The following is a 17,203-nucleotide window of genomic DNA, read 5'->3' as shown; positions in this document are numbered from 1 at the left end:
GCCCCTGAAGGCCTTCGGTCGGTGTCCGTGTCGCTCTGACTCGAAGAAAGTTACGCCTGCGGACCGCTCCATGCAAATCGGCAGGTGTTCCGCGGTCCACGCGGCGTCTGCCCAGGTCAACGCGTATGTCGGGGCCCGCGCCCGCTCACCCTGGAGCGACAGTCCGACTATGACGCCGCTCACATCGGTGGGGATGCCGCGCCGATCTCGTCCAGATCGGGCACCGGGACGGGTTCGCCGACCTGCGTCGTCAACGGGAGGACGCCGGCCCACACTCCCCCGGCGGCGATGTCCCCCTCGTCGTCGTTCGGTCCGCCCGACCGTGCCTTCACCGACGCCTCGTACAGCGGTAGTGCCACCACGCGAGTCGCGGCCAGCTCCTTGCGAGTGTTGGCCCTGACCACATCGGTTCGGCCGGGGACCAGCTTGTTCACGATGAGATCGAGTGCGACGGCGCGCTCGCCCTCGTCGTCCACGACACGGGGCGTCCCCCGCACCACGGCACTCCGGTAGTTCATCGAGTGATGGAACGCGGAGCGCGCCAGCACCAGGCCGTCCAGCACCGTGATGCTCACGCAGACGTCACCGGGAGCGCCCAGGGTCGTCGCGGCCACCGAGCCGTGGAGGTACAACGTCCCTTCGGCATCGGGACCGTCCAGGTCGTAGGCGAACGCAGTCGGGACGACGAGGGGACTTCCCTGCACCACCACTCCGAGGTGACAGAGCTGTGCGGCGTCGAGCACGTCCGTCAGAGCAGCGCGATCCGCCTGGGCGCGAGCTCGGTTGCGTCGCAACGTCGTTCGGGGTGTCGGAGAGAGAGCTGTCGCCGTCGACGAGGTGTCGGGCCGCCGGCCATGGGCATCGTGCATCGTCATGCGAATCAGTGTGCTGAACGAAGTGGTCCGCCGTCACGGTCCACTTCGATACTGTTCGGCTGGACCACTTCGACCAGCGGGAAGGCATCGACGTCATGGCCTCACACGCGCTACCACTTTCCGTGGACCGATCCTCGACGCGTCCACTCCCGTTGCAGATCGCCGACGCACTACGCACCGCCATCGTCGACGGACTTCTGGTCGCCGGCGATCGTCTCCCGTCGACCCGATCGCTGGCCGCAGAGCTGTCGGTCTCCCGCGGCGTCGCCGATCAGGCCTTCGACCAGCTCGCAGCAGAGGGGTGGATCGAGGGCCGCGCCGGATCCGGCACGTTCGTCTCCCCCGACCTCAGGTCGGTCTCGACGTCCACCACCGCCGTGACCGACGCGCGTCCACGCGCAGAGGCGGACAGCGTGCCCCCCACACTCGCGCTCCGACCGGGCATCCCCTGGACACCGCCCTCGGCGACCGCGGCATGGCGGCGGGCGTGGCGCATCGCCGGCGCGGAGCCCGCTCCCCCCGGTTACCCCGATCCGGCGGGGCCCGTCCATCTCCGCCGCAGCGTGTGTTCGCTGCTCGGCCGCGCGCGCGGAATGAGCGTCGATCCCGATCGCGTGGTCGTGACGACGGGTGCCACCCATGGGCTGACTCTGGCACTCGCGGCGATGCACGCGGACCGTCCGGAACCGAGACCTGTTCTGGCGATGGAGGATCCGGGATATCGGACTGCGGCGTCGGCGGCGATCGCGATGGGCTGGGACCTGTACGACGTCCCCGTGGATGCCGGCGGCATGAGGGTCGACACGCTCGTGTCCACGCCCGAGACGACACGCGCCGTGTACGTGACACCGTCTCACCAGTACCCCACCGGCGGAACCCTCGACGTGGGACGTCGTGCCGCTCTCATCGCCCATGCGCAGAGCACCGACACCGTCGTCGTCGAGGACGACTACGACTCCGAGTACCGCTACGACGTCGCGCCGCTCCCCGCCTTGGCGCACCTTGATCCGGATCGCGTCGTCTACCTCGGCACCATCGCCAAGACCCTGGGCGCAGGCGTGCGACTCGGGTGGATGGTGCTGCCGTCGTACCTCGTCCGGCCGGTGCTCGACCACCGCCTGGCCACGGGCGACTTCCCGTCGACACCCCTGTGCTCGGCGATGACGTCACTGCTCGACGATGGCGAGTGGGATCGCACGGTGCGAGCGGCGCGGCGGCGCTACCGCGATCACGATGCAGCAGTACGGGATTCGCTGTCGCCGTTCGGTGAACTCCGTGGCCTGGGCGCGGGTATGCACACGACACTCGTCCTGTCGCCGGGACGAGCGGAGGCGGTCGCCCGCGGCGCAGCACACCGCGGAATCGAGGTACCGACCGTGGCGCTGTCCACTCGATCGCACACCGACGTCGGCGGGTTGGTGATCGGCTACGGCCGACTGACCGACACGGAGCTCCGAACGGCACTCACCGTTCTGGTCGACGAACTCCGACGCCACGGCGACTGACGTGCAGCGACGCGAGCGTCACTGCACGCGTTCGATGTCTCCGCCGAGATCCTGCAGCTGCTCGACGAACCGCGGGTAACCGCGGTCGATGTGATAGACGTCGTGCACCTCGGTGGTGCCGTCGGCCACGAGGCCGGCAAGCACGAGACCAGCGCCGGCGCGGATGTCCGAGGACCAGACCGGTGCACTCGACAGCCGCGACACTCCGCGGACCACCGCGTGGTGGCCGTCCGTTCGCGCGTCGGCACCGAGCCGGATCATCTCCTCGACGAAGCGGAAGCGGGCCTCGAAGACGTTCTCGGTGATCATCGACGTGCCGTTGGCCACCGAGGCGAGGCCGATCGCCATGGGCTGCAGGTCCGTCGGGAACCCGGGGAACGGGAGCGTGGCGAAGTTGACGGCCACCGGTCGTTCCTCCTGCACGACGCGGAATCCGTCCGGGCGCAGGGTGACGGTGCTGCCGGCCGCCTTCAGCTTGTTGAGCACGAGGGTGAGGTGTTTGGGATTGACCCCCGACACCGTGACATCGCCACAGGTCATCGCCGCGGCGATGCCCCACGTCGCGGCCACGATGCGATCACCGATGACGCGGTGTTCGGTGGGCTTCAGGCTGGGGACACCGATGATGGTCAGCGTCGGAGTTCCGGCACCCTCGACGCGAGCACCCATCTTGTTCAGCATCGCGCACAGATCGGCGATGTCCGGCTCGCGGGCAGCGTTGTCGATCACGGTCTCGCCGTCGGCCAGCACCGCCGCCATCAGGATGTTCTCGGTCGCGCCCACGGACGGGAAGGCCAGCCGGATCGTCGCGCCGTGCAGCTTCTCCGCTGTCGCGACCACACACCCGTGCTCGATCTCGCTGTGCGCGCCGAGCAGGCGGAGACCCGACTGGTGCATGTCGAGCGGACGCGAGCCGATGGCGTCGCCGCCGGGCAGTGCCACCACGGCCTTGCGACACCGCGCGACCAGCGGTCCCAGGACGCACACCGACGCACGGAACTGGCGTACCGCCGCGAAGTCGGCGTGATACTTCGGCTCTGCGGGGGTGGTGATGCGCACGGCATCCCCCTCGAGTTCGACGTCGCACCCCAGCCCACGGAGAACGTCGGCCATGAGGGGGACATCGAGAATGTCGGGGCAGTTGGTGAGGGTGGTCGTGCCCTCGGCGAGCAGCGCCGCGGCCATCAACTTCAGCACGCTGTTCTTCGCCCCACCGACCGACACGTCGCCGGAGAGACGACTACCGCCGGTGACCAGGAAACGTTCACTCACGACGTCAACAGTAGAGGCATCGGTCGTCGATCAGAGCATCGGCCGACTGCCAGTAGGGTTGATCCATGGCGGTTCACCTGACCTCGATCTACACCCGTACCGGCGACGACGGGACGACGGGTCTGAGCGACTTCTCCCGCGTCTCGAAGAACGACCCGAGGGTCGTGGCCTACGCGGAGTGCGACGAACTGAACGCTGCTCTCGGACTGGTGTTGGCGGTCGGATCACCGCCCGAGGGCGTGGCGACGGTGTTGCGCCGGATCCAGAACGATCTGTTCGATGCCGGAGCCGACCTGTCGACTCCGATCCAGGAGAACCCGAAGTACCCACCGCTGCGCGTCACGCCGGAGTACGTCACGCGGCTCGAGACGTGGTGCGACGAGTTCAACGACACTCTCGCGCCGCTGACCTCCTTCGTCCTTCCGGGCGGGACGGCTGCTTCCGCGTTTCTGCACCAGGCGCGCACCGTCGCGCGACGGGCGGAGCGGGCAGCGTGGGCCGCTGTCGAGGCACATCCCGAGACGACGGGGCCGCTGCCGGCGACCTATCTCAACCGACTGTCGGATCTGCTGTTCATTCTCGGGCGGGTCACCAACCCGGACGGCGACGTCCTGTGGAAGCCGGGCGGCGAGCGTTCGCGCGACTGACCACGGGCCCGAGCGAGCGACGTGTCAGGCCGGGCCGCTGCCCGGCATGTTGCGCTGCGACCGGTCGGACGGCCTCGACTCGAGCCACGATGTGAATGCAGTGAACGGGCCACGCTCCATGGCGATCTCGTAGCGGCGGTCCCCCGCGTCGAGTTCGACGATCGCGGTCTCGTCACTCATGATGTCGAACTCGGAGCTCTGCGGACTGCGCCGCTCGCCCTGGATCAGAGTCTGGCGGATCATGCGGCGGTCCGGACCCGGACGCAGACTCGACAGCTTGTAGAACACGAGCACGTTCTCGCCGTAACGGACGATGCCGTGACGCCACCCACTTCCCGCTGCGGCGGGAAGACTGCGCAGGATCACGGCAGTGCCCCCGCGGCGGAGAAGCACCAACCGATACAGAAAAGCCGCGGCGAGCCCTCCGAGCAGCACGACCAGAACGACAAGCACTGTCATCCAGGACGTCATCTCTTCGGAACCCGCCGCGGCTTCTTCTCGTGTACCTAGGCCCGCTCGACCGCGCGGACACGCCCGCGTGCGATCGCGAGCGCCTCCTCGTCGTCGGAGCCCTCGGACAGCACGGACCGCGCAGCCTCGACGTCGATGTCCTCCGCGAACTCGGCGGACTCGGCGAGGATGGTGACGGTCCGGCCGGTGACCGACAGGAAACCACCGTGCACGGCGGCGACGCGCCGTTCACCGTCGCCCGTCGTGATGGCTACGGTGCCGCCCTCGATCAACTGACCGAGAACCGGCTCGTGTCCGGCCATGATGCCGATCTCGCCCTCGGTGGTCTGAGCGCTGACCAGCGTGGCCGTTCCCGACCACAGGCGTTCCTCGACTGCGACCAGTTCGACGTCCATCTCAGCCATCTCGGACTACTTTCCGGAGATCTTCTTGGCTGCGGCCTCGACGTCGTCGAGTCCACCGCAGCTGTTGAAGGCCTGCTCGGGAAGGTGGTCGTACTCGCCCTTGGTGACCTTGTCGAACGCCTCGATGGTGTCGGCCAGCGACACGACCGAACCCTCTTCACCGGTGAACTTCTCGGCGACGATGAAGTTCTGGCCGAGGAACTTCTCCAGACGACGGGCACGGGAGACCGTGACCTTGTCCTCCTCGGACAGCTCGTCCATACCGAGGATGGCGATGATGTCCTGCAGCTCCTTGTACTTCTGCAGGATGCGCTTGACCTCGTTGGCGACGCGGAAGTGCTCGTCTCCGACGATCGACGCCTCCAGGATGCGCGAGGTGGACGTCAGCGGATCGACAGCGGGGTAGATGCCCTTCTGCGAGATCGGACGCGACAGCTCGGTGGTGGCATCGAGGTGGGCGAAGGTCGTCGCCGGTGCGGGGTCGGTGTAGTCGTCGGCGGGCACGTAGATCGCCTGCAGAGACGTGATGGAACGACCACGCGTCGAGGTGATGCGCTCCTGGAGCTCACCCATCTCGTCGGCGAGGGTGGGCTGGTAGCCCACGGCGGACGGCATGCGGCCGAGGAGAGTGGAGACCTCGGAGCCTGCCTGCGTGAACCGGAAGATGTTGTCGATGAAGAGCAACACGTCCTGGTTCTGCACGTCGCGGAAGTACTCGGCCATGGTGAGAGCCGAGAGGGCGACGCGCATACGCGTGCCCGGCGGCTCGTCCATCTGACCGAACACCAGGGCGGTGTCCTGCAGAACGCCCATCTCCTCCATCTCGAGGTGGAGGTCGGTGCCCTCACGCGTGCGCTCACCGACGCCGGCGAACACCGACGTGCCGGAGAACTCACGTGCGATACGGGTGATCATCTCCTGGATGAGCACGGTCTTGCCGACGCCTGCGCCGCCGAACAGACCGATCTTTCCGCCCTTGACGTACGGGGTCAGGAGGTCGATGACCTTGATGCCGGTCTCGAGGATCTCGGTCTTGCCCTCGAGCTGATCGAAGGCCGGGGGCTTGCGGTGGATGCCCCACTGCTCGCCGTCACGGCCGAGTCCGGGGCTGTCCAGGCAGTCGCCGAGGGCGTTGAACACGTGGCCCTTGACGACGTCACCGACGGGAACCGAGATCGGCTTGCCGGAGTCGACGACGGGGGTGCCGCGGACGAGGCCGTCGGTGGGCTGCATCGACACGGTGCGCACGAGGTTGTCGCCGAGGTGCTGTGCGACCTCGAGCGTCAGCGTCTTGGCGACGGCCTTCAGCTCGATCTCTGCGTTCAGCGCGTTGAACAGCGCGGGGATGGATCCACGGGGGAACTCGATGTCGACGACGGGACCGATGACGCGCACGACGCGCCCGTTCTCGGACGACTTGGCGCCGGAACCCGTGCTATCGGTTACTGCTGCGGTCATGTTCAGTCTCTTCCTGAGCTCGCGGCAAGCGCGTCGACGCCGCCGACGATCTCGCTGATTTCCTGGGTGATCTGAGCCTGGCGTGCCTGGTTGGCCTGGCGTGACAGGGCATTGACCAGATCGTTGGCATTGTCCGTGGCGGCCTTCATCGCGGTGCGACGAGCGGCCGACTCGGATGCCGCCGCGTCGAGCAGTGCGGCGTAGATGCGGGTGCTCACGTACTTCGGGAGCAGCGCGGACAACAGCGTGTCCGCCTCCGGCTCGAAGTCGTACTGCGCGGTGACCTCCTTCGACGACGGCGAGTCGCTGAGCATGTCTGCACCCAGCTCGATCTCCTCGTCGTCGTAGTCGATCTCCAGAGGAGCCATGCGGCGCACCGTCGGCTTGAGCGACAGCATCGACACGAAGGTGGTGTAGACGATGTGGAGTTCGTCCACACCCTCGACCGTGCCCTCGCCGTTCGGTGCCTCGATCTCCTCGCCGGACCCCGCCATGAACAGCTGGACGAGGTGCTTGGCGGCCTTCGCGGCATCGGTGTACGCCGGCTGCTGCGAGAAGCCCGTCCACGCGCCCTTGACGTCGCGATCACGGAACGTGTAGTACGTCAGGCCCTTTCGGCCCAGAACGTAGATGACCGGCTCCTTGCCCTCGGACTTGAGGAGCTGCTGGAGCTCCTCGGCCTCACGAAGGATGTTGGAGTTGTAGCCACCACACTGACCCGAGTCGCTGGTCACGACGAGCACGGCGGCCCGCTTGGGCTCCGCACGCTCGGTGAGCAGCGGATGGTCCAGCGAACCCGAGGCACTGGCCAACGCCGAGAGCACCTTGGTGATCTCGGTGGCGTACGGCTTCGACGCCTCGACGCGGGCCTGCGCCTTGGTGATGCGCGAGGTCGCGATCAGTTCTTGCGCCTTGGTGATCTTCTTGATCGAGTTGGTCGACCTGATCCGGGAGCGCAGCTCACGAATGCTGGGCATCTGTCACCTCACTCCCTGTTCGACGTGCCACGGGTCCGCTCATCACTTGCTGACAGTCTTGCGAGTGACGGTGACCTTCTCCTGGTCGACGTCGCCCTTGTCGAGCGCGTCGGCCTCTGCCTCGTTGACGATCCGCTCGCCCGAGGACGTCAGGAAGCCCTGCTTGAACTCGTCGGTCGCCTTCGTGATCGCGTCGGCGGCCTCGTCCTTGAGAACCTTGCCGCCGGCGATCGCCTCGTAGGCGCTCGACGCGTTGCGGTGCAGATCCTCGAGGAGCTCGCGGTTGAAGCGACGAACGTCCTCGACCGGGACCGTGTCGTAGTAGCCGGCGTCGACGAGGTAGATCGAGACGATCTGGTCCTCGACGGACACCGGGGTGTACTGGTCCTGCTTGAGCAGCTCGACCCAGCGGGCACCGCGCTCGAGCTGCGCCTTGGACGCGGCGTCGAGGTCGGACGCGAAGGCGGAGAACGCCTCCAGCTCGCGGAACTGAGCCATCTCCAGACGGAGCGAACCGGCAACCTTCTTCAGACCCTTGGTCTGCGCCGCGCCACCGACTCGGGACACCGAGGTACCGACGTTGATGGCGGGACGGACACCCTTGTTGAAGAGGTCCGACTCGAGGAAGACCTGGCCGTCGGTGATGGAGATGACGTTGGTCGGGATGAAGGCCGAGATGTCGTTGGCCTTGGTCTCGATCAGCGGCAGACCCGTCATCGAACCGCCACCGAGCTCGTCGGACAGCTTCGCGCACCGCTCGAGCAGACGGGAGTGCAGGTAGAAGACGTCACCGGGGTACGCCTCGCGGCCCGGCGGGCGACGCAGCAGCAGCGAGATGGTGCGGTATGCCTCGGCCTGCTTGGTCAGGTCGTCGAACACGATGAGGACGTGCTTGCCCTGGTACATCCAGTGCTGGCCGAGGGCCGAACCGGTGTACGGGGCGAGCCACTTGAAGCCGGCCGAGTCGGACGCGGGAGCGGCGACGATGGTCGTGTACTCCATGGCGCCGTGCTCGTCCAGAGCGGACTTGACGCCCGCGATGGTCGAACCCTTCTGGCCGATGGCGACGTAGATGCAGCGCACCTGCTTGTCGGCGTCGCCGGTCTCCCAGTTGGCCTTCTGGTTGATGATGGCGTCGACGCAGACGGCGGTCTTGCCCGTCTTGCGGTCGCCGATGATCAGCTGACGCTGGCCGCGGCCGATGGCCGTCAGGGCATCGATGGCGGTGATGCCGGTCGCGAGGGGCTCCTCGACGGGCTGGCGCTCGAGCACCGATGCCGCCTGGAGCTCCAGGACACGCTGTTCGTTCGACTCGATGTCACCGAGACCGTCGATGGGCTTGCCCAGCGGGTCGATGACGCGTCCGAGGAAGTTGTCGCCGACGGGGACCGAGAGGACCTCGCCGGTGCGCTTGACTTCCTGGCCTTCCTCGATGTGCTCGTAGTCACCGAGGATGACGGCACCGATCTCACGGTCGTCGAGGTTCAGTGCCACGCCGAGGATGCCGCCGGGGAACTCCAGCAGCTCGTTCGACATCGCGGACGGGAGGCCCGTCACGTGAGCGATTCCATCGCTCGTGTCGGACACCAGACCGACCTCTTCACGAGAGGACTCCGGTGCGTAGTTCGCTGTGTAGCTCTCGATCGCGCTACGGATCTCGTCGGAGGAGATCGTCAACTCCGCCATGTTTTCCTGCTCTCACTGTCTGGTGTTTCGTGGCCGGACCGGCTGTGCGGTCGACGTCCGAAACGCGGGGTGGGGCTTGTTACCGAACTGGGCTTGCTACAGAACTCGGGTGCTGCGATGCGTACCGCTCACCGGAGCGACTTCCTCAGGGAGGCGAGACGACCCGCACCACTGCCGTCGATGACCTCGTCGCCGACACGGACCACCAGTCCGCTCAGCAGTTCCCGGTCCACCTCCACGTGGACGGTCACGGACTTGCCGTAGATACCTTCCAGCCTGGACGTGAGCCGAGAGATCTGATCGTCGCTCAGCTCGGTGCTGCTGCGGACGTGAGCGACCTCCTTGTCACGACGAGTGGCCGCGAGTGCGGACAGTTCGCCGAACACGGATGCCGGTGCAGCACCCTTCAGTCGGCCGACGGCCTGGATCGCCAGGGCCTCGGTGATCGCGGTGACCTTGCCGTAGAGCAACGTCGACAGGAGCGATCCCGACGCCTCGGCGGGCTTGCTTCGATCGGACAGCGCCTGCTCGAGGGCAGGATCGCCGGCGATGATGCGGCCGAGACGGAACAGCTCGTCCTCCACGGTGCCCAACTGATCCTGGTCCTGCGCCGCGCGCAGAAGTGCCTCACGGCCCAGGAGTACGAGCGAGTCGGTGAGGTCACGGGCCGACGACCAGTTCTGTGCGACGGCGGCCTGCAGTGCGGCGGTGGCCGCTGCACCGATCTTGCCGTCGAACAGGCGGCCCGCGAGCGCGCGTCGCGCGTCCGGAGCAGCCGACGCGTCCGCGAGTGCGGCGCGCAGTGGACGCTGTCCGTCGAGCACCGACACGACCCCGAAGAGGTCGGATCCGGCGCCGGCGGCAGCCGACGTCGCATCCGACGCCGCATCGAGCTCGGCCGTCAGGACGGTGCGGGCCTCGGCGAGGGCTTCACGACTCGCTGCGTACATGGTGCTCACTTCCCGCTAGCGGAATCTGCGCCGACAGAATCGAGTTCGTCGAGGAAACGATCGATCGTGCCGGCACGCTTGACGTCGTCGGACAGCTGCTCGCCGATGACCTTCTCGGCCAGCTCGACAGCCGTACGGCCCAGATCGGCACGCAGTTCGGTGACGATCTGCTGACGCTGAGCCGCGAGCTGCTGGTGACCGGAGGCCACGATGCGGTCGCTCTCCGCCTGTGCACTGGTCTTCATCTCCGCGAGGATCTGCTGACCCTGGGTGCGTGCGTCTTCACGGATCTTGGCGGCTTCCTGGCGTGCGTCGGCCAACTGGGCGCGGTACTGCTCGAGCGCCTCCTTGGCTTCGGCCTGTGCCTCTTCGGCGCGCTTGATCCCGCCTTCGATCTTCTCGGACCGCTCGGAGAGCACCGTCTGGAATCGCGGGAGCACGAACTTCCAGAAGAAGAACCCGATGACGGCGATGCAGACCGCAGACCAGACGATGTCGTAGGTCGCGGGGAGGAGAGGATTGATGTCCTCTTCCCCCTCCGCTGCTGCGAGGACTGCGAATGTCGACATGGCGATCAGAAAATGAAGCCGGCGACGAGGCCGATCAGCGCGAGGGCCTCGGTGAATGCGATACCGAGGAACATGTTGGTGCGGATCTGGCCGGCGAGCTCGGGCTGACGCGCGATGCCCTCGATGGCCTTACCGACCACGATGCCCACGCCGATGCCGGGGCCGATGGCCGCGAGGCCGTAGCCGATGGCTCCGTAGCCTGCGCCGGTGACTTCCTGTGCTTCCTGCGCGAGGTAGGTGAGGCTCATTGTGATGTGTTCCCTTTCTGTTGCCCACGACCGGTCGGCAGCGGGTCAGGTCTGTCTGGTGGCTGGAGAGTCGGTGGGTGGGTCAGTGCGAGTCGGCGTGCAGGGCGAGGTCGATGTAGACCGCCGTCAGCAGCGCGAACACGTAGGCCTGCAGGAAGATGACCAGCAGCTCGAACAGCGTGAAGCCGAATCCCGCGACGAGCGAGAACAGGCCGAACACCTTCATGCCGGTCGCCGCCTCGAAGAAGAAGAACTGCGTCGCGCTGAAGAACAGCACCAGCATGATGTGGCCGGCGAGCATGTTGGCCATGAGTCGCACGGTCAGCGTGAAGGGCCGCAGGATGAACGTCGAGATGAACTCGATGGGGATCAGCAGCAGGTGCAGCGCGATCGGCACGTTCGGAACAACGATGCTGCTCTTCACGTACTTGAAGAACCCGTACTTCTTGATACCGACGTAGTTGAAGACGACGTACGCGAGGGCTGCCAACACGATCGGCATGCCCACTCGGGCATTCGACGAGATGTTGATGAAGGGGATGACACCCGAGAAGTTGAGGAACAGCACCGCGAAGAAGATGGTCGCGATGACGGGCAGGAAGCGCTTGCCCTGCTCCTTGCCGAGAACCTCGTCTGCGATCTGATCCTTGACGAAGCCCAGTGCGAGCTCACCGAGGTTCTGGATACCGCGGGGCACGATCTTCGGGCTGCGCATCGCGAGGCTGAAGAACGCGAGAAGAACGACCGTCATGATGATGCGGACCAGCATCAGCCGGTCGAGCTCGAACGGGGTGCCCTCGAACAGGATGGCCGGTGGGAAAAAGTCGGACAGTGACGGCGGATGGAACTCCGCGGCCAAGTTGGTGACGCTCAGCGGTCTCTCCCGTGTTCGGCCGCAGGCGAAGGACACCCGCGGTTCGATCGGACATATGGCATTCGGGCACGATCGAGCTAGGACGATCTACAAGTCGACTCGGGTCGGCTCGAGTAGTCGTCAGCCGCGTCGGACCGTGCTCACGGTCCCGCGTCTGTCGGGTGTCGGCGACTTCGTCGACTCGGTGACGCGACGTCTCGAAACGGACGCTTCGTCGCGGTACACACTCTCACATGGCGTGGACTACGAGAAACAGCTTCGGTGACGTCGATCACCTGCAAAGACGGTTCCGGGCGGCGCGATGTGTCCGTTACGCCCGGTAAGCCCTCGCTCGAAAGGAACTTTATCAACACAACACGCTGAGTTGTGTCGGGGGTCGCTCCGCGGACGACACTACTACAAAATGTCGTACTACTGAACGTCCGAGTCGGGGTCGCCCGCGGGAGAATCGACGTACGGAACACGCTGCCGGAAGATGCCGTACATCTCGGCGCCCAGGACGATGACCAGGGATGCGAGCACCACGATGCCCAGTGTCGGGCGGTTGTAGAAGTCCATCCCCCGCAGCAGTCCCAGCACGATCACCGCGATCAGCATCTTCACGATCCACCCGCCCAGCAGGACGGCCCCGACCGCGGTCGGCGGCAACTTGGCCGAGAACAGGACGGATGCGGCGGTGGCGAGGATGAACAGACCACCGACCGCGGACCCGAGCAGCGCGCCCCACAGACCCTCGAGGCCGGCGACGAGCACCGCGATGATCGCGGCGACCACGGCGAGGCCGAGCAGGGCGATGACGCCGTACCGGACGGCGGCGCGGAGCGGTGCGGTGGAGGACGGGATCGGTGCGGGCGAGAAGGTCACGACACGCAGGTTACCGGCGGCCCGGATCCCGGAACGACGGCACCGCGGTGACCACCAGGGCGAAGACGAGTCCGCCGGCGAGCAGCAGCACCACGAGGCGGCGATCGAACAGGGACGCGCCGACCGCCCCGAACGCGAGCACACCGACCCACAAGTAGATGAGCAGCACCACGCGGCGATGCGAGTGACCGATCTGGAGCAGACGGTGATGCAGGTGCATCTTGTCCGGGCTGAAGGGGCTGCGGCCTGCACGCGTGCGACGCACGATCGCGAGCAGCAGGTCGAGGATCGGGATGAACATGATCGCGCCCACCAGCAGCAACGGGGTCAGCAGACCCAGGAGGTCCCGCGTGCCGTAGGCACTGAGCCCGATACGTCCGGATGCACTGGTCGCGACGGTGGCGAGCATGAGGCCGATGACCATGGAACCCGAGTCGCCCATGAAGATGCGCGCCGGCTGGAAGTTGTGCGGCAGGAACCCCAGGCACGCACCGGCGAGGGCCGCGGCGATCATCGCGGGCGGGTAGGCGCTGACGTCACCGCCCTGCTCGTGGAGCAGTCCGACGGAGAACAGACAGATGGCCACCGCGGCGATCAGGCCGACGCCCGCGGCGAGGCCGTCGAGACCGTCGATGAAGTTCATCGCGTTGATCATGACCACGGCGATGAGCACGGTGACGAGACCCGCCTGCAGCTGGTCCAGGATCAGCGTCGACCCCTCGCCCCACGGCAGATACAGCAGGTACCAGCTGACGCCCATCAGCACCAGGACACCGGCCGCGGTGACCTGACCGGCGAACTTGGTCAGCGCGTCCAGGCCCCACCGGTCGTCGACCACACCCACGGCCATGATGATGAACCCGGAGACCAGGGCCGCCTGGACGTCCGTGGTGAATTCGAACCCTCGGGTGAGGGCCGGCAACTTCTGCGCGAAGAGCAGCGCGACGAGCAGCCCCAGGTAGATGCCGATACCCCCGAGCCGGGGAGTGGGGGTGACGTGGACGTCGCGCTCACGCGGTACGGCCACCGCGCCGAAACGCAGAGCGCCGAGCCGGACGGCTCCGGTGACCAGGAACGTCACCACCGCTGCCGTGAGCATGACGAGAAGAAGCTCGCGGATGGGGACACCGGCGCCTCCGTCCGACTGCGCCAGGAGCGCACTCGCGTGCGCGGGCACGGCCGTCACCACGGTGACTCCCGCGGCGGAGCCGAGTGCGGCATTCGTCAGGCGCTTCCGGCGACGAGCGACTCGGCGGTCACGCCGAGGACCTCGGCGATCTCGCTCGTCGAGACTGCGCCGACGCGGAGAATGCGCGGGGTGTCCCCCGTCAGGTCGACGATCGTCGACGCGAGCGCATGCTCGGCCGGACCGCCGTCGAGATACACGGCCGCGGACCCGCCGAGCTGTACGCGGGCGTCCTCCGCCGTGACGGCGGGCGGGCGGCCGGAGATGTTCGCACTCGAGACGGCCAGGGGGCCCACCTCGCGCAGCAGTTCGAGAGCCACCGGATGCAGCGGCATGCGGAGCATGACGGTGCCGCGGGCGTCGCCGAGGTCCCACGCGAGCGACGGCGCCTGGTGCACGACGAGACTCAGCGCTCCGGGCCAGAACGCGCGGATGAGATCGCGCGCCGCCTGCCGCACTCCCAGCACGAGGCCGTCGATCGTGTGCCAGGACCCGACGAGCACCGGCACCGGCATGTCGCGGCCGCGCCCCTTCGCGCGGAGCAGATCCGTGACGGCGCTGCTGTCGAAGGCGTCCGCGGCCAGCCCGTACACGGTGTCGGTGGGCATCACGACCAGTCGGCCGGACGACAGCGCACGCTTGGCGGCATCGAGACCTGCCGCGCGAGAGGCGGAATCGGAGCAGTCGTAGACGGTGGACACCCGGCCCATCTTGCCACTGCGTGCACGGCACGCCTGCGCAGCGGTGGCGCGATCTCGCGTCCTAGGTGATCCGGCGCTGCCGACGAGCGACGACGAAGCGTGGGCGGTCCGCGAGATCCCGATGCTGGGACACGTCTCCGAACACCGCTCGCCCCTCCAGGAGGGCGACCACCCGGTCTCCGTGGGAGTCGTCGTGCTCGATGCCCACTCCCCCGTCGATCCGCAACCACCGCGCGATGTTCGCGATCATCGGCTCGATGACGGACAGCCCGTCCGGGCCACCGAACAGCGCGACGTGCGGATCGTGGTCGATCACCTCGGGATCGAGCCGCGCACTCGTCGGCACGTAGGGCGGGTTCGCCACGACCAGGTCGACGGTGCCGTCGAGCTCCGTGAGCACCGTCCTCTCGGTCACGTCACCGTGATGCAGATGCACGGGAGTGTCGCCGTCCGACGCCCGCAGGTCGGCGTTGCGCCGCGCCCACGCCAACGCGTGCGGATCCTTCTCCACCGCGTGCACCACGGCGTCCGGGCGCGCGTGGGCGATCGCGAGGGCTAGTGCGCCGCTTCCGGTGCACAGGTCGAGGACGACGGGCGGATGCCGCCCGGCGGACTCGAGGAACGCGAGTGCCCAGGCGAGCAACAGTTCCGTCTCCGGGCGGGGGACGAACACCCCGGGGCCCACCTCGACGTCGATCTCCCCCAGTGACGACGTTCCGATGATGTGCTGCAACGGAATTCGCTTCGCACGCTGCGCGACGGTCGCACGGTAGGCCTCGGCTACCTCGGGCTCCACCAACGGGGTCAGGCCGAGCCGCCCGCGGGGAACCGACAGCAGATGCGCGGCGAGCAACTCGGCGTCGACCCGCGGGCTGGGGACGCCGGCCTCGGTCAGGACGCGGGTTGCCTCGACGATGGCCAGACGTAGCGGGACGCGACTCACCGACACAGCTTCGCACTGCCGGTCGGCCCGGCGATCACGCGGAGGTCATTCCGCCTGGAGCCGCGCCTGTCGGTCGGCCGCGGCGAGCGCGTCGAGGAGCGCGTCCATGTCACCGTCGAGAACGGCGTCCAGGTTGTGCGACTTGAAGCCGATGCGGTGGTCGGTGATGCGGTTCTCAGGGAAGTTGTACGTGCGGATGCGCTCGGACCGGTCGACGGTCCGCACCTGGCTCGCACGCCCGGCCGCCGCCTCCTTGTCGGCCGCTTCCTCGGCCGCCGCCTGCAGCCGCGAGGCGAGCACCTGCATCGCCCTCGCCTTGTTCTGCAGCTGGGAGCGTTCGTTCTGACAGGTGACGACGATGCCCGTGGGCAGATGCGTGATGCGCACCGCGGAGTCCGTGGTGTTGACGCCCTGGCCACCCTTGCCGGACGAGCGGTAGACGTCGATGCGCAGATCGGTCTCGTCGATCTGGACGGCTTCGACCTCGTCCTGCTCCGGGTAGATCAGGACGCCGGCCGCCGACGTGTGCACTCGTCCCTGCGATTCGGTGACGGGAACACGCTGCACCCGATGCACGCCGCCCTCGAACTTGAACCGCGACCACACACCGTCGGCGGTGTCGGTGCGCGCCTTGATGGACAGCGTCGCGTCCTTGTACCCACCCAGATCGGAGACGTTCGCGTCGAGGATCTCGACCCGCCAGCCGTGGCGCTCGGCGTACCGGACGTACATCCGAGCGAGATCGGACGCGAACAGGGCGGACTCCTCGCCGCCCTCACCCGACTTGACCTCCAGCACGACGTCGTCGGCGTCGTGAGGATCACGGGGCGCGAGCAGGTCGGTGAGGGTGGTGTCGAGCTCGGCCACGGTCGCCTCGAGCGCCGGGATCTCCGCGGCGAAGCCGGCGTCGTCGGCAGCGAGCTCGCGGGCCGCCTCGAGATCGTCGCGGGCGGCACTGAGCTTGGAGTACACACTCATGATCGGGGCCAGCTGCGCGAACCGCTTCCCGGCGCGGCGAGCCGCCGCCGGATCGTCGTGCAGCGAGGGATCGGACAGGTCGCGCTCGAGTCCGGCGTGCTCGGCGAGGATGTCGTCGATCGCGGACGGTGTCGCGGAGGCGGCCACGGTGTTCTCCCTGTCGAACCGAAGAATGTCAACGAACAATGGTGCAGAAACGACCGACGCCCGCCCCGAGACGAATCTCGGAACGGGCGTCGGCGGAAGAGCTAGCTGTCGGCGTCGGCCTTCTTGCCTGCGCGCTTGCCGTAGCGAGCCTCGAAGCGAGCCACGCGGCCGCCGGTGTCGAGGATCTTCTGCTTGCCCGTGTAGAACGGGTGGCACTGCGAGCAGACCTCGACGTTGATGCGCTCCGCCGAGTTGGTGCTGCGGGTCTCGAAAGTATGTCCGCAACCACACACGACTGTCGTCGCTGTGTAATCGGGGTGGATTCCTGCCTTCATGGTGTCCCTTTCATGGTCGCCGGGTCGCCTCGACTGTCGAGTGCGTGAACCGGAACCGGACTCGGCCGATCAGTATGCCAGAGCAGCTGTCCGCGCTGGTAATCGTCTCAACA

The 17,203-nt window shown here is 67.4% G+C and carries 19 protein-coding genes; 2 read left to right on the top strand and 17 right to left on the bottom strand.

Annotated features, from left to right (window positions below):
* Positions 1–179: 179 nt before the first annotated feature.
* Entirely contained in the window at positions 180–875 is a 696-nt protein-coding gene (locus QRN16_RS04020; protein WP_285184670.1) for a pyridoxamine 5'-phosphate oxidase family protein, read from the bottom strand.
* Between the two features lie 95 nt (positions 876–970).
* Between QRN16_RS04020 and pdxR the strand changes: the two genes are divergently transcribed.
* Positions 971–2,380 (top strand): MocR-like pyridoxine biosynthesis transcription factor PdxR, encoded by a 1,410-nt coding sequence (gene pdxR, locus QRN16_RS04015; protein ID WP_285184669.1) that lies wholly within the window; start codon positions 971–973, stop codon positions 2,378–2,380.
* Between the two features lie 18 nt (positions 2,381–2,398).
* Here the strand turns inward: pdxR and murA are convergent, their stop codons facing one another.
* Positions 2,399–3,652: a UDP-N-acetylglucosamine 1-carboxyvinyltransferase gene (gene murA / locus QRN16_RS04010; RefSeq protein ID WP_027507211.1), complete on the bottom strand. Its 1,254-nt coding sequence runs from the start codon at positions 3,650–3,652 to the stop codon at positions 2,399–2,401.
* A gap of 65 nt (positions 3,653–3,717) precedes the next feature.
* On the opposite strand from murA, the gene QRN16_RS04005 reads away from it, so the two are divergent.
* Positions 3,718–4,299 (top strand): cob(I)yrinic acid a,c-diamide adenosyltransferase, encoded by a 582-nt coding sequence (locus QRN16_RS04005; protein ID WP_027507212.1) that lies wholly within the window; start codon positions 3,718–3,720, stop codon positions 4,297–4,299.
* 24 nt (positions 4,300–4,323) lie between these two features.
* On the opposite strand, the gene QRN16_RS04000 is transcribed toward QRN16_RS04005, so the two are convergent.
* From QRN16_RS04000 to rpmE, 15 genes are all read right to left on the bottom strand, one after another.
* Positions 4,324–4,758: a DUF2550 domain-containing protein gene (locus QRN16_RS04000; RefSeq protein WP_231476479.1), complete on the bottom strand. Its 435-nt coding sequence runs from the start codon at positions 4,756–4,758 to the stop codon at positions 4,324–4,326.
* A gap of 47 nt (positions 4,759–4,805) precedes the next feature.
* Positions 4,806–5,174 (bottom strand): F0F1 ATP synthase subunit epsilon, encoded by a 369-nt coding sequence (locus QRN16_RS03995; protein ID WP_027507214.1) that lies wholly within the window; start codon positions 5,172–5,174, stop codon positions 4,806–4,808.
* A 6-nt stretch (positions 5,175–5,180) separates the two neighbouring features.
* Entirely contained in the window at positions 5,181–6,632 is a 1,452-nt protein-coding gene (atpD, locus tag QRN16_RS03990; RefSeq protein WP_027507215.1) for a F0F1 ATP synthase subunit beta, read from the bottom strand.
* A 2-nt stretch (positions 6,633–6,634) separates the two neighbouring features.
* Positions 6,635–7,609 carry a F0F1 ATP synthase subunit gamma gene (locus QRN16_RS03985; RefSeq protein ID WP_027507216.1) on the bottom strand — a complete coding sequence of 325 codons (975 nt, stop codon included), beginning with the start codon at positions 7,607–7,609 and terminating at the stop codon, positions 6,635–6,637.
* Between the two features lie 42 nt (positions 7,610–7,651).
* Entirely contained in the window at positions 7,652–9,295 is a 1,644-nt protein-coding gene (gene atpA, locus QRN16_RS03980) for a F0F1 ATP synthase subunit alpha (protein WP_027507217.1), read from the bottom strand.
* Between the two features lie 128 nt (positions 9,296–9,423).
* Positions 9,424–10,254 (bottom strand): F0F1 ATP synthase subunit delta, encoded by an 831-nt coding sequence (locus tag QRN16_RS03975; RefSeq protein ID WP_200933823.1) that lies wholly within the window; start codon positions 10,252–10,254, stop codon positions 9,424–9,426.
* Positions 10,251–10,814, bottom strand: a complete 564-nt coding sequence (locus tag QRN16_RS03970; RefSeq protein WP_027507219.1) for a F0F1 ATP synthase subunit B — start codon at positions 10,812–10,814, stop codon at positions 10,251–10,253. Before QRN16_RS03970 ends, QRN16_RS03975 begins: the two co-directional genes overlap by 4 nt.
* Positions 10,815–10,819: 5 nt before the next feature.
* Positions 10,820–11,062 (bottom strand): ATP synthase F0 subunit C, encoded by a 243-nt coding sequence (locus QRN16_RS03965; protein WP_027507220.1) that lies wholly within the window; start codon positions 11,060–11,062, stop codon positions 10,820–10,822.
* Between the two features lie 82 nt (positions 11,063–11,144).
* Positions 11,145–11,972, bottom strand: a complete 828-nt coding sequence (atpB, locus tag QRN16_RS03960; protein ID WP_502943973.1) for a F0F1 ATP synthase subunit A — start codon at positions 11,970–11,972, stop codon at positions 11,145–11,147.
* 375 nt (positions 11,973–12,347) lie between these two features.
* Positions 12,348–12,809 (bottom strand): Cg1360 family ATP-synthase-associated protein, encoded by a 462-nt coding sequence (locus QRN16_RS03955; RefSeq protein WP_197027871.1) that lies wholly within the window; start codon positions 12,807–12,809, stop codon positions 12,348–12,350.
* Between the two features lies 1 nt (position 12,810).
* The gene (locus QRN16_RS03950) at positions 12,811–13,899 is read right to left on the bottom strand and encodes a glycosyltransferase family 4 protein (protein ID WP_081821490.1); all 1,089 of its coding nucleotides are present in this window, start codon (positions 13,897–13,899) and stop codon (positions 12,811–12,813) included.
* Positions 13,900–14,024: 125 nt separating this feature from the next.
* Entirely contained in the window at positions 14,025–14,687 is a 663-nt protein-coding gene (locus QRN16_RS03945; RefSeq protein ID WP_027507224.1) for an L-threonylcarbamoyladenylate synthase, read from the bottom strand.
* A 61-nt stretch (positions 14,688–14,748) separates the two neighbouring features.
* The gene (gene prmC, locus QRN16_RS03940; protein WP_056448594.1) at positions 14,749–15,630 is read right to left on the bottom strand and encodes a peptide chain release factor N(5)-glutamine methyltransferase; all 882 of its coding nucleotides are present in this window, start codon (positions 15,628–15,630) and stop codon (positions 14,749–14,751) included.
* A gap of 45 nt (positions 15,631–15,675) precedes the next feature.
* Positions 15,676–16,755 carry a peptide chain release factor 1 gene (gene prfA / locus QRN16_RS03935; protein ID WP_056448490.1) on the bottom strand — a complete coding sequence of 360 codons (1,080 nt, stop codon included), beginning with the start codon at positions 16,753–16,755 and terminating at the stop codon, positions 15,676–15,678.
* A gap of 101 nt (positions 16,756–16,856) precedes the next feature.
* Complete coding sequence (gene rpmE / locus QRN16_RS03930; RefSeq protein ID WP_027507227.1) at positions 16,857–17,090, bottom strand: 50S ribosomal protein L31; 234 nt, start codon at positions 17,088–17,090, stop codon at positions 16,857–16,859.
* Positions 17,091–17,203: the final 113 nt, after the last annotated feature.

The sequence above is a fragment of the Rhodococcus sp. MEB041 genome, from assembly GCF_030208955.1.
GTDB lineage: Bacteria > Actinomycetota > Actinomycetes > Mycobacteriales > Mycobacteriaceae > Rhodococcoides.
Note: the sequence above shows the minus strand (reverse complement) of the source record. Positions and strands in the feature narration are given on the sequence as shown.